This is a genomic window from Kitasatospora sp. NPDC059646, from assembly GCF_042734615.1.
Lineage (GTDB): Bacteria > Actinomycetota > Actinomycetes > Streptomycetales > Streptomycetaceae > Kitasatospora.
Window position 1 is genome coordinate 1 of the sequence record NZ_JBHWDS010000039.1, and the last position, 11,793, is coordinate 11,793.

15 protein-coding genes are annotated in these 11,793 nt (G+C 74.8%); 4 read left to right on the forward strand and 11 right to left on the reverse strand.

All coding sequences use genetic code 11. From position 1 onward, the window contains the following. Positions 1–125 precede the first annotated feature (125 nt). The 9 genes from trpA to hisI form a co-directional block, all read right to left on the reverse strand. Positions 126–935: a tryptophan synthase subunit alpha gene (gene trpA, locus ACFV1L_RS24730; protein ID WP_380369353.1), complete on the reverse strand. Its 810-nt coding sequence runs from the start codon at positions 933–935 to the stop codon at positions 126–128. A gap of 2 nt (positions 936–937) precedes the next feature. Beyond that, a complete protein-coding gene (gene trpB / locus ACFV1L_RS24735; protein WP_380369356.1) occupies positions 938–2,170 on the reverse strand; it encodes a tryptophan synthase subunit beta in 1,233 nt (410 codons plus the stop codon). Between the two features lie 56 nt (positions 2,171–2,226). After that, positions 2,227–2,376: a tryptophan biosynthesis modulator TrpM gene (trpM, locus tag ACFV1L_RS24740; RefSeq protein WP_167349402.1), complete on the reverse strand. Its 150-nt coding sequence runs from the start codon at positions 2,374–2,376 to the stop codon at positions 2,227–2,229. Between the two features lie 9 nt (positions 2,377–2,385). Next, complete coding sequence (gene trpC, locus ACFV1L_RS24745; protein ID WP_380369359.1) at positions 2,386–3,198, reverse strand: indole-3-glycerol phosphate synthase TrpC; 813 nt, start codon at positions 3,196–3,198, stop codon at positions 2,386–2,388. A 140-nt stretch (positions 3,199–3,338) separates the two neighbouring features. Then, positions 3,339–3,779, reverse strand: a complete 441-nt coding sequence (locus ACFV1L_RS24750; protein ID WP_380369362.1) for a DUF2752 domain-containing protein — start codon at positions 3,777–3,779, stop codon at positions 3,339–3,341. Positions 3,780–3,879: 100 nt separating this feature from the next. After that, the gene (locus ACFV1L_RS24755; protein WP_380369365.1) at positions 3,880–4,128 is read right to left on the reverse strand and encodes an HGxxPAAW family protein; all 249 of its coding nucleotides are present in this window, start codon (positions 4,126–4,128) and stop codon (positions 3,880–3,882) included. A gap of 133 nt (positions 4,129–4,261) precedes the next feature. Further along, positions 4,262–4,810, reverse strand: coding sequence for a TIGR02234 family membrane protein (locus tag ACFV1L_RS24760; RefSeq protein ID WP_380369502.1), 549 nt, complete (start codon positions 4,808–4,810; stop codon positions 4,262–4,264). A 105-nt stretch (positions 4,811–4,915) separates the two neighbouring features. Continuing rightward, positions 4,916–6,421 (reverse strand): anthranilate synthase component I, encoded by a 1,506-nt coding sequence (locus ACFV1L_RS24765; protein WP_380369368.1) that lies wholly within the window; start codon positions 6,419–6,421, stop codon positions 4,916–4,918. A gap of 42 nt (positions 6,422–6,463) precedes the next feature. Then, positions 6,464–6,838, reverse strand: a complete 375-nt coding sequence (gene hisI / locus ACFV1L_RS24770) for a phosphoribosyl-AMP cyclohydrolase (protein WP_380369371.1) — start codon at positions 6,836–6,838, stop codon at positions 6,464–6,466. 147 nt (positions 6,839–6,985) lie between these two features. Here hisI and ACFV1L_RS24775 point away from each other — a divergent pair, with 147 nt between their 5' ends. Beyond that, a complete protein-coding gene (locus ACFV1L_RS24775) occupies positions 6,986–7,684 on the forward strand; it encodes a hypothetical protein (RefSeq protein WP_380369374.1) in 699 nt (232 codons plus the stop codon). A 36-nt stretch (positions 7,685–7,720) separates the two neighbouring features. Here the strand turns inward: ACFV1L_RS24775 and ACFV1L_RS24780 are convergent, their stop codons facing one another. Both ACFV1L_RS24780 and ACFV1L_RS24785 read right to left on the reverse strand, forming a co-directional pair. Next, a complete protein-coding gene (locus ACFV1L_RS24780; RefSeq protein WP_380369377.1) occupies positions 7,721–9,331 on the reverse strand; it encodes a hypothetical protein in 1,611 nt (536 codons plus the stop codon). Beyond that, positions 9,331–9,624 (reverse strand): hypothetical protein, encoded by a 294-nt coding sequence (locus ACFV1L_RS24785; protein WP_380369380.1) that lies wholly within the window; start codon positions 9,622–9,624, stop codon positions 9,331–9,333. The genes ACFV1L_RS24780 and ACFV1L_RS24785 overlap by 1 nt, the downstream gene beginning before the upstream one ends. A 165-nt stretch (positions 9,625–9,789) precedes the next feature. Between ACFV1L_RS24785 and ACFV1L_RS24790 the strand changes: the two genes are divergently transcribed. The 3 genes from ACFV1L_RS24790 to ACFV1L_RS24800 all read left to right on the forward strand — a co-directional run bounded on the left by ACFV1L_RS24790 (position 9,790) and on the right by ACFV1L_RS24800 (position 11,793). Then, entirely contained in the window at positions 9,790–10,260 is a 471-nt protein-coding gene (locus ACFV1L_RS24790; RefSeq protein WP_380369383.1) for a septum formation family protein, read from the forward strand. Positions 10,261–10,295: 35 nt separating this feature from the next. Further along, positions 10,296–10,934: a TIGR03085 family metal-binding protein gene (locus ACFV1L_RS24795; RefSeq protein ID WP_380369386.1), complete on the forward strand. Its 639-nt coding sequence runs from the start codon at positions 10,296–10,298 to the stop codon at positions 10,932–10,934. 79 nt (positions 10,935–11,013) lie between these two features. Continuing rightward, positions 11,014–11,793 carry a VOC family protein gene (locus ACFV1L_RS24800; RefSeq protein WP_380369389.1) on the forward strand — a complete coding sequence of 260 codons (780 nt, stop codon included), beginning with the start codon at positions 11,014–11,016 and terminating at the stop codon, positions 11,791–11,793.

Consider the following 11,793-nt stretch of genomic DNA (forward strand, 5'->3'; position numbering starts at 1 on the left):
GGCCGGGGCCGGGGGGGCCACCCCGCCCGGGCGGGTCAATTACCCCCTTTGGGGGGGCCCCCGAAACCGCCGGGGGGCCCGCGGGGGCCCCGGGCGGCCCCGGGGCGGCCCTCCGCCCAGCGGTACTACTTGCGGCGCACGCCCGACGCCAGGTCGGCGGCCAGCTCCCGGACGGCGGCCACGCCGGCGTCCTGGTCGGCGGCGTCCAGCAGCCGCTTGACGAACGCGGAGCCGACGATCACGCCGTCCGCGAAGGCGGCGACCTCGGCGGCCTGGTCGGCGTTGGAGACGCCCAGGCCGACGCAGACCGGCAGCGGCGTGGTGGCGCGGGTGCGGGCCACCAGGTCCTCGGCCAGGTTGCCGACGGCCGCGCGGGTGCCGGTGACGCCCATCACGGCGGCGGCGTAGACGAAGCCGGAGCCGGCCGCGGTGACCTCGGCCAGCCGCGCGTCCTGGGAGGACGGCGCGACCACGAACACGGTGTCCAGGCCGTGCTCCGCGGCGGCCTTGCGCCACTCCGCGGACTCCTCGACCGGCAGGTCCGGCAGGATGCAGCCCGCTCCCCCGGCCGCGGCCAGGTCGGCGGCGAACCGGGCGACCCCGTAGCGGTCGACCGGGTTCCAGTACGTCATCACCAGGACCGGGACCGCCGGGTGGGCGGCCGCGACCTCGGCGACGGTGCGCAGCACGTCCTTGATCTTCACGCCGCCGCGCAGCGCGATGTCGTCGGCGGTCTGGATGACCGCGCCGTCGAGCACCGGGTCGGAGTGCGGCAGGCCGACCTCGACGGCGTCGCAGCCGCCCTCGATCAGCGCGTTGATCGCGGCGATGCCGCCGTCGACGGTCGGGAAGCCGGCCGGCAGGTAGCCGATCAGGGCCGCGCGTCCCTCGTCCTTGGCGGCGGCGAGGGCGGTGGTGAGCTTGGTGTCGGCCATGGTCAGTTGGTCCCCTCGGCGTCGTCGTAGAGGCCGAAGTACTCGGCGGCGGTGTGCATGTCCTTGTCGCCGCGGCCGGAGAGCGAGACCAGGACGGTCGCCTCCGGGCCCAGCTCGCGGCCGAGTTCGAGCGCGCCGGCCAGGGCGTGCGCGGACTCGATGGCCGGGATGATGCCTTCGGTGCGGGACAGCAGCCGCAGCGCCTCCATCGCGGCGCGGTCGGTGACCGGGCGGTACTCGGCCCGGCCGGTGTCCTTCAGCCAGGCGTGCTCGGGGCCGACGCCCGGGTAGTCCAGGCCGGCCGAGATCGAGTGCGACTCGATGGTCTGGCCGTCCTCGTCCTGCAGCACGTAGGTGCGGGAGCCGTGCAGCACGCCCGGGTCACCCTTGGTCAGGGTGGCGGCGTGCTTGGGGGTGTCGGCGCCGTCGCCGGCCGCCTCGCAGCCGATCAGGCGCACGCCGGCGTCCGGGATGAACTCGTGGAAGATGCCCATCGCGTTGGAGCCGCCGCCGACGCAGGCGACCACCGCGTCGGGCAGCCGCCCGGTGCGGTCCAGCACCTGCTGCCGGGCCTCGACGCCGATGACGCGGTGGAAGTCGCGCACCATCATCGGGAACGGGTGCGGGCCGGCGACGGTGCCGAACAGGTAGTGCGTGGAGTCGACGTTGGCGACCCAGTCCCGGAACGCCTCGTTGATGGCGTCCTTCAGGGTGCGGCTGCCGGACTTCACCGGGACCACCTCGGCGCCCAGCATGCGCATCCGGGCGACGTTCAGGGCCTGCCGCTGGGTGTCGACCTCGCCCATGTAGATGGTGCAGTCGAAGCCGAACAGGGCGCAGGCGGTGGCGGTGGCCACGCCGTGCTGGCCGGCGCCGGTCTCGGCGATGATCCGGGTCTTGCCCATCCGGCGGGTCAGCAGGGCCTGCCCCAGCACGTTGTTGATCTTGTGCGAGCCGGTGTGGTTCAGGTCCTCGCGCTTGAGCAGGACCCGCGCCCCGCCGGCCTCGGCGGAGAACCGGCGGACGTCGGTCAGCGGGCTGGGCCGGCCGGTGTAGTCCTTCAGCAGGGCGTCGAGTTCGGCGGCGAACGCCGGGTCGGCCTTGGCCTTCTCGTACTCCTCGGCGACCTGCTCGACGGCGGCGACCAGCGCCTCCGGGATGAAGCGGCCGCCGTAGGCGCCGAAGTAGCCGCGGGCGTCCGGGACTTGGGTACCCGGAACGTGGAGCTCGGACATGGATCGTCCTCTGTCTGGAAGTTGACGGCGTGAAAGGTGGAACGGGCGGCGAATCGTCAGCCGCGGGTTCCGCGCCATCGGCGTCCGGGGACCTGTCCGGGCTCGCAGCCGATCACGTACCGCACCCGCCGCCCCAGCACCCGGCGTGCGGGCGCGCGGCAGCCGCGCGGGCGGCAGCCGGGGGCGAGACGGGTGGCGATCGACATGGCGGCGGGTCAGCCCCGCCCGTTGTTGCGCAGCGCCGGGTGGGCGCCGGCGGCGACCAGGTCGGCGACCGCGGTGCGCGGGTCGCGGCCGGTCACCAGGGACTCGCCGACCAGCACCGCGTCGGCGCCCTGGTTGGCGTAGGTGATCAGGTCGTGCGGGCCGCGGACCCCGGACTCGGCGACCTTGACGATGTGCGCCGGGATGGCGTCCACCACGTTGCCGAAGGTGTTCCGGTCGACCTCGAGGGTCTTCAGGTTGCGGGCGTTGACGCCGATGATCTTCGCGCCGGCGTCCACCGCACGGGCGATCTCCTCCTCGTCGTGCACCTCGACCAGCGGGGTCAGCCCGATCGACTCGGCCCGCTCGATGAGCGAGACCAGGGCCGGCTGCTCCAGCGCGGCGACGATCAGCAGCGCCAGGTCCGCGCCGTGCGCGCGGGCCTCCCACAGCTGGTAGGCGGTGACGATGAAGTCCTTGCGGAGGACCGGGGTGTCGACCGCGGCGCGCACCGCGTCGAGGTCGGCCAGCGAGCCGCCGAAGCGGCGCTGCTCGGTGAGCACGCTGATCGCGGCGGCCCCGCCCGCCGCGTAGTCGACCGCCAGCGCGGCCGGGTCGGCGATCGCCGCGAGCGCGCCCTTGGACGGGCTGGAGCGCTTGACCTCGCAGATCACCCGGACGCCGTCGCCGCGCAGGGCGGCCACGCCGTCCTTCGCCTCGGGCGCCTTCGCCGCGAGCTCCTTGAGCTCGTCCAGGGAGGTCCGGGCCTGTCGCTCGGCAAGGTCCTGCCGGACCCCGTCGATGATCTCGTCGAGCACAGTCACGCGTGCGCCCCCATCGTGTTTCGCTGGTGAGGCCGGGGATGCAGGTGCACAGCCCCGGCCATTCGATGGTATCGGGCCCGGGGGGCGCACTCCGCATCCGTCCGGCGTGCGTCTCGATCGGCGGACCGCCGGGCGCCCGTTCACACCGCAGGCGGCGCGAGCCCGGCCCCGACCGGGAGGTTGCGCAGCACCGCGAACAGCACCAGGGCGACCAGCAGGACGGCGGTCTGCCGGCCGGTCAGCCGGACCCCGGCGGGGCGGCCGCGCACCGCCCGGACCGTCCAGCGCACCCACAGGGCGAGCGCGGTCAGCGCCAGCAGCGTGACCATCAGGTTGTCGTGCCCCGCGGTCAGCAGGTCCCCCCTGGTCAGCGCGTGCACGCTGCGCAGGCCGCCGCAGCCGGGGCAGAACCAGCCGGTCGCCTCCAGCACCGGGCAGACCGGGTAGTGGCCGGGCGTGTTCGGGTCGACGGCCGCGACGAAGGCGGTGGGCATCGCCACCGCGAGCAGCGCCGCCAGCGGGCGGACCAGGCGCCGCGGCACGGAGCCGGTGACGGGTTCGGGGGCGGCGGGAGCGTTCACGGGCACGATTCTGCCCCGGTCGGTCCGGGAAATGCCGCAGGCCCCGGAAACGCCGAACGGCGGGCGCGCCGCCCGCCGTCCGTGCCGCCGTCGCCCGGGGTCAGGCCGCGGTGACCGCGGCCCGCTCCTCGGAGGACGCCGGGGCGAAGTGCTTGCTGGGCTGCTTGCCCATGCCTGCCATCGACATCGCCTTGCCGACGACGCCGCCGATCAGGACCACGGCGAGGCCCGCGATGGTCAGCACGACGCTCGGCATGATCATGGCCACGCCGGCCACGCAGAAACCGACGAACGAAATGACCACGCCGGTCCACGCGGCGGGAGTGTGGCCGTGCGCTGCTGAAGCCATCTTGATGCTGCTCCTTGTGTTTCCGGGGCCCCGGTCGGGCGGTCCTGGGCGACGCTCGACGGGTTGACGCTGTCCATTGTGCCGGGCCGAACACGGCGTTCCCAAGCGGGGGCGTCCGTGGTCCCGCGCACACTCAGCCGGTGGGGTCCTCGCCGCGGTCCAGCGCCTTCCACAGGTCGGCGGGGGTGTGGCCGGCCGGGCCGGCCTGGCGCCGGGCGGTCGGGGCGTCGTAGCGGGAGCCCATGGCGGGCCAGTTCCGGCCGAAGCGGACGGTCAGCGCGCCCGCCGCGAGCAGCAGCAGGCCGCCCGCCAGCGCCACCCACGGCCAGCCGGTGCGGGTGATCTCCTCGGCGTGGGCGCTGGTCAGCCCGAGCTGCCCGGCCGCGACGGCGTTCATGGTGCCGGTGTCGGCGCGGCCCAGCAGCGCCCCGGCGACCGTGCCGGCGCCCGCGAGCACGGTCAGCAGGCCCACCAGCAGCCGGGCCCGGCCGCGCACCGCGAACACCGCGACGGCGGCGGCCAGCGCCGCCAGCGCCATGCCGGTGGGCAGGCCGGTCAGCCGGCTGCCGGTGGCGTGCACCGCGATCCGGCCGCCGGCCGTGCCGGGCGCCACCCCCTCCGCCCAGGTGCGGCCGACGGCGGTCAGCACCAGCACGGCGCCGAGCGCGGTCAGCAGCAGCATCAGCGCGAGGGTGCCGCGGGACGTGGGGGCAGCGGGGGTCTCACTCACCCGTCCAGTGTCCCCGACCGTACGGCGCCGCCCGCCACCGCCCCTGGGGCGGGCGTTTCAGCGCAGCGTGTTGGCGGCGGCGACCGCCCGCAGCACCGCGGTCGCCTTGTTGCGGCACTCGGTGTCCTCGGCGTGCGGGTCGGAGTCGGCGACCACGCCCGCGCCGGCCTGGACGTACGCCGTGCCGTCGCGGACCACCGCGGTGCGGATCGCGATCGCGGTGTCCGAGTCGCCGGCGAAGTCCAGGTAGCCGACGCAGCCGCCGTACAGGCCGCGCCGGGTCGGCTCCAGCTCCTCGATGATCTGCATGGCGCGGGGCTTGGGCGCGCCGGACAGGGTGCCGGCCGGGAAGCAGGCGGTGAGCACGTCGAGCGCGCTGCGGCCCTCGGCGACCCGGCCGGTGACGGTGGACACGATGTGCATGACGTGGCTGTAGCGCTCGACCGTCATGAACTCCACCACCTCGACGGAGCCGGGTGCGCAGACCCGGCCCAGGTCGTTGCGGCCCAGGTCGACCAGCATCAGGTGCTCGGCCCGCTCCTTGGGGTCGGCGAGCAGCTCGGCGGCCAGCTCGGCGTCCTCGGTCGGGGTCGCGCCGCGGTGCCGGGTGCCGGCGATCGGGTGCACCATGGCCTCGCCGCCGGCCACCTTGACCAGCGCCTCCGGGCTGGAGCCGACCACGTCGAAGCCGCCCTCCGGGCCGCCGTCCGGGCCGGGGAAGCGGAACAGGTACATGTACGGGCTGGGGTTGGTGGTGCGCAGCACGCGGTAGACGTCCAGCGCGGACGCCTCGCACGGGGCCTCGAAGCGCTGCGAGGGGACGACCTGGAAGGCCTCGCCGGCCCGGATCCGCTCCTTCACCACCTCGACCGCCTTGCGGTACGGCTCGCCGCCGAACGGCGAGTGCGCGTTCACCTCGGTCGGCGTCCAGGTCGCCAGGCCCGGGTCGACCGGGCGGCGCAGGTCGGCCTCCATGGCGTCCAGCCGGGCCACCGCGTCGGCGTGCGCCTCGTCCACACCGGTGGCCAGGTCGTTGTGGTTGACGGCGTTGGCGATCAGCAGCACGGTGCCGTCGGCGTGGTCGAGCACCGCCAGGTCGGTGGCCAGCAGCAGGGTCAGCTCGGGGAGCTTCAGGTCGTCGGGGGTGAGGTTCGGCAGCTTCTCCAGGCGGCGGACGATGTCGTAGCCGAGGTAGCCGACCAGGCCGCCGGTGAGCGGCGGCAGGCCGTCGTCGGGGTGCCGGGGGGTGTGCAGGGCGGCCAGCGTGGCGCGCAGCACCTCCAGCGGGTCGCCGGAGGTGGGGATGCCCACCGGCGGCTCGCCCAGCCAGCGCGCGTCGCCGTCCTGACCGGCCGTCAGGACCGCGCCGGAGCGCACCCCGACGAACGAGTACCGGGCCCAGCTGCGGCCCTGCTCGGCGGACTCCAGCAGGAAGGTGCCGGGCCGTTCCCCGGCCAGGCTGCGGTACACGCCGATCGGGGTGAGGCCGTCCGCGAGGAGCCGGCGGGTGACGGGAATGACCCGGGTGTCTGCGGCGAGCGTGCGGAAAGCCTCAAGTTCCATGGGGCACCGATCGGTTGAGAGGACGGAGTGGTCGGGAGAAGGCTAGCGGGAGAGCGGCAGGACGTCGGCGTCGAAGCAGGTCCGGTCGCCGGTGTGGCAGGCGGCGCCGACCTGGTCGACCTTGACCAGCAGGGTGTCTCCGTCGCAGTCCAGCGCGACCTGCTTGACGTGCTGGACGTGGCCGGAGGTGTCGCCCTTCACCCAGTACTCGTTGCGGCTGCGGCTCCAGTAGGTGCAGCGGCCGGTGGTCAGGGTGCGGTGCAGCGCCTCGTCGTCCATCCAGCCGAGCATCAGCACCTCGCCGGTGTCGAACTGCTGGGCGACGGCGGGCAGCAGGCCGTCCGGAGTGCGCTTGAGGCGGGCGGCGATCGCCGGGTCCAGGGCGGTGCTGCCGGGGGCGGCGGGGTTGGTCGACATGCCGTCCATTCTCGCAGGCCGCGTGCCCGTCCCCGGCTGCGGTGTTCGGCATCCGGACTGCGGCGTGCCGCCCCCGGCCGCGGGCCGGGCCGGTAGTTTGACCCCCGACGAAGACCGAAGTGCGTTGCTCGATGGGGGATTTGCCGGGTGAGTCAGTACCAGTCACAGCCGTTGCCGACGGCCGCGTTCGGCCACTACCTGCTCCAGCGGACGGCGGGCGAGCACCTGCACCCCGGTGAGCCGATGATCGGCGCCTGGGCGATGAAGCTGGACCGCCTGGCGCCGCTGTGGTGGGACCGGGACACCGTCCGCGCAGCGGGCCACGCCCCGCTGGCCCGGACGTACAACTTCTTCGCCGCGCTCTGGCGCGGCTTCTGGACGTACTTCCTGCCGCGCTGGTTCGTGGTGCTGTTCGTACCGGACCTGCACCTGCGCCGCCCGTACGGCCTGTCGCTGACCCGGCGCGCCTACCGGGCGCTGCGCCGGCCGCTGCACGGCGGGTCGCTGAGCGGCGAGAAGGGCTCCGCCGCGTGGGGGTTCTGGCGGGCGGTGCGGACCACGCCCGGCGAGAAGCTGACGGCCGACCACGACCTGTTCACGGTGCTGCTGACCGACCGCCGGCTGCTGGTCCTCAGCCGCTGGACCGCACAGCAGTACCACGAGCACTACCGGGCCGTCCCGCTGTTCGAACTGCCGGTGGGCAGCTGGTGGCTGCGCCCGGACACCCCGAACGACGTCTGGGCCGCCCGCCAGGACCTGCTGTTCGCGGACGGCTCCTGGATCGCCCTGGACTTCCAGGACCCGGACGAGCGGGAGGCGTTCCGCGCCGCGGCGGCGGGGCGCTGACCGGAGGCCGGCCGGGCCCCGCCGCCGCGGGGCCGGTCAGCCGAACGCGGTCGCGATCTTCGACTCGTCCACCCGGTACGGGGCCGGGTCGTGGGCCAGGCCCACGTCGTGCAGGAACTCCTGCTTCAGCGCTTCCTTGTTGGTGTCGCCGGTCAGGCCCTCCTTGGCGACCGCCCAGGCCGACTGCCCGGCCGCCTTGAAGCCGCCCTTCACGGTGCCGTCGCCGCGCTGCAGGTTGTCGTCGCCGTCGATGCCCAGCGCCCGGTCGAAGCCCTGCTGCACCTGGTCGGTGATCTTCCCGTCCGCGAACTTGGCCGCCTTCGCCGCGAAGCTGTCGCCCTCCTCCAGCGCCCGCAGGCCCTCGACGGCGGTCTTCACGTTCTTGACCTCGGTCAGCGCCTTGCGGGCGGTCTGGATGTTGCGCACCGCCTTGACCGCGCTGCCCAGCTCCTTGAGCGCCTTCAGCAGCTCCTCCAGCTTCTGCGCCAGCTCGGTGGACACCTTCGCCACCCGGGCCACGTAGACGGCGATCTCCGCCTCGGTGAGCAGTGCGTCCGCGATCAGGCCGACGCCCGCGGTGACCACCGCGATCACCGCCTCGGCGGCCAGCGACACGATCAGCGCCTCGATCGCCTCGCTGATGATCTGGATCACCATGCCCTCGGCCGTCGCGCACTCCTGCGCCGCCGAGTTGATGATCTGCGCGGTCTGCAGCATGCCCTGCGCGGTCTGGTCGAGCGCGTCCGCGACCTCGCCCATGTGGCCGCCGAACGCGTCGCTGGCGCTGCCCACCCACTCCTGGGACAGCGGCACCGCGCCGCTGCGCACCTCGGCCGCGACCGACTGGACGGCGTGCGCCTGCGCCTGCCACTCCTCGGACGCCGCGTTCAGCTCCACCAGGTTGCCGGTGACCTTCTCCAGCATGTCGAGCAGGCCGGACTGCTGGAGCGCCCACTCGACCGCCTCGTCGAGCATCCCGCCGAGGCCGTCCCGGTTGGGGTGCTCGGCCGGGTCGAGGGCCTCCATCGCCCGCTCGATCCGGGCGTGCGCCCACGCGTAGGCGTCGCTGCCGCCCTCCAGCGGCATCAGGCCGGGCTGCATCACCCCCGCGCCGACCAGTCCGGTGCCGGTGCCGCCCCAGCCGCCCGTGCCCTCGGCGCCGACCTGTCCGGCCGCCGCGCCCGCGGCCCGGCCGAGCGCGCCGCCGAGGCCGCCGGCCCCGCCCTCGCCGCCCGCGCCGCCCGGTTCGGTGGACGGCGCGGTGCCGCCGCCCGGCTCCGGGTGCTCCGGGTCGGACGGGCCGAACAGCTGGTCGCCCAGCCATTCGCCGGCGCGTCCGCTGACGCCGTCGACGACGTTCGAGCCGGCGTCCTTCAGCTTGCCCCGGAACCAGCCCTCGCGGGGGTCGGCCGGCGCGTCCCCGCCGCCGGCCGGGTCGTCCCCGCCGTCCCCGGACGGCTGCGCCGGCTGCTGCGGTGCCGGGTGCGCCGGCTGGGCGGGGTGGGACGGCTGCTGCTGCACGGGGTGCGCCGGCTGCGGTGCCGGGTGCGCCGGCTGCGCGGGGTGGGACGGCTGGGTCGGGTGCGAGCCGGACTGGCCGTGGCCGGCGGCGGAGGAGCCGTGGGAGTGCCCGGAGGACCGTGCCATCACCGACCACCGCCCATCGTGCGGCTCAGGTGCTCCTCGTGGTCGGAGTAGTTCCGCGAGACGCTCGCCAGTCCCTCGGAGGTGCCGTTGACGGCGTGTCCGAGGTCGCCGAGGTTCTCCCGGCTGGCTCCCGCGTGCTCCTGGTAGGCCGACGCCAGGTGCTGGGCGTTCGGCAGGTGTCCGAAGGCATCGGACGAGATGGTGATCGCGGCGGTGGCCGACGCGATCCTGCTCAGCTGTTCGGACTGCTCGGCGAGCAGTGACGCATACCGGTCGAGTGCTCCGGTTTCCACCCGAAACCCGCTGTCCCCCATGGCAGTTGCCCTTCTTCGGCGACCGTTCAATTAGGCCGGTCATCCTACTGATCAGCACGCAAAGGCTTCGCAAACAGATGTCCGGGAAGGACTGACGCGGCCACCCACCGGACGTCAGAATGACGGGGGAACGAGGGGGTTGGCATGAGCGGACGACAGAAGGCGGTCCTGGCAGCGGTGTTGGCGGTCCTGCTGGCCGCCCTCGCCGCCGTCCTGCTGTGGCCGGACCCGCCCCGCCGGACGGCGGCCCCGCCGCCTCCCCACAGCGCCTCCCCGTCCCCTTCACCGAGTCCGACCACGGCGGTTCCGTACCCGTACTTCACGCCGGGGACGTGCTTCCGGGTGCCGCGGCTGAGCAACGTCCACGAGCCCACCGCCGTCCCGTGCGACCAGCCGCACGACGCCGAGGCGATCGCCAACGCGGACCTGCCGGACGGCCTGGCCGACCTGCCGGCGATCTTCCGCACCATGACCGAGCTGTGCAAGGCGCCGACCGCGCAGGCCCTCCAGCAGCGGCCCGACGGCCCGCGGCACGCCACCTCCGTCGGCCTGCCGCTGGAGTTCTACCGGCAGGGCCTGCGCGGCGTCACCTGCGCCCTCACCTTCAAGGCCTGACGCCGGGACGGCCGGCGCTGCGTAGGCTGTGCGGCATGTCGAGCCTTGCGCAGGGCGAGCGCGCCCGCCTGTCCGGATTGCTGTCGTCGGCCGGCCCGGAGGGGCCGACCCTGTGTGCGGGGTGGCTGACCAGGGACCTGGCCGCCCACCTGGTGGTGCGGGAGGGCCGGCCGGACGCGGCGGCCGGCATCCGGGTGCGGCCGCTCGCGGGCTGGACCCGGCGGGTGCAGGACCGCGCGGCGGCCCGCCCCTACGGGGAGCTGGTGAAGTCGTTCCGCTCGGGGCCGCCGGCCTTCTCGCCGTTCAACCTGCCGGGCGTGGACGAGGCGGCGAACCTGGTCGAGTACTTCGTCCACGCGGAGGACGTCCGCCGCGCCGTGCCGTTCGAACCGGAGCCGGTGGCACCGGAGTTGGCGGAGGCGCTGTGGAAGCGGGTGCCGATGGTGGCCCGGTTCGGCGACGCGAGCTCGCCGGTGTCGCTGCGGCTGGTGCGCCCCGACGGCCGGGAGGTGGCGGTCCGTCGCAGGGGCCGCCCGGTGGTGACGGTGACCGGGGAGCCGGGCGAGCTGGTGCTGTTCCTGTACGGGCGCGGGGCGCGGGCCTCGGTGGCGGTGGACGGCGAGCCGTCGGCGGTCGCCGAGCTGGCCGGGGTGCTGGCGCTGCCGGAGGACTGACGGCGCGTCGGCCCGCCCCCGTCCGGCCGGAGGTGCCAGCCTGGCGGTGGCCCGCAAACCCGTCCTCCCAGGAGCGCCCATGGTCAGCACCGACTTCCGGATCGGATCGCCGAACTGGATCGACCTCGGAAGCCCGGACCTCGCCGAGTCCGAACTGTTCTACGGCTCGGTGTTCGGCTGGGCCTTCGAGCCGTCCGGCCCGGGCGCGGACGGCTACGGCTTCTTCCGCAGCAAGGGCCGCACGGTGGCGGCGGCCGGACCGCTGACCGAGGCGGAGGCGCTGCCCTCCTGGACGGTGTACTTCCGCACGGCGGACGCCGACACCACCGCGGCGGCGGTCGGGCAGTCCGGCGGCACGGTCCGCGTCCCGCCGTCCGACGTGGGCGAGGAGGGCCGGTTCGCCCAGCTCACCGACCCGACGGGCGGCGACTTCGCGGTCTGGCAGGCCGGCCGGACGCCCGGCCTGGAGGCCGTCGGGGAGACCGACGCGCTGTGCTGGGCGGAGCTGCACACCCCGGACGCCGCGGGCGCGCTGCGCTTCTACCAGGGCCTGTTCGACTGGCGGGCGCGGGACGGCGGGGTGCCGGGCGTCGAGTACACGGTGCTGTCCACCGCCGAGGGCGAGGACCTCGTCGAGTCCTCGTTCGGCGGGGTGGCGGGCGTCCATCCGCGGGTGAACGTCGGCTGGCTGGTGCACTTCGCGGTGGCGGACGCGCTGCTGACCACCGATCAGGTCCGCACGGCCGGCGGGTCGATCCTGGTGCCGCCGGAGCGGGTGCCGACGGTGGGGCGGATCGCGGTGCTGGCGGACCCGTTCGGCGCCCAGTTCGCGATCCTGGAGCCGGAGCCCCGCCGGTAG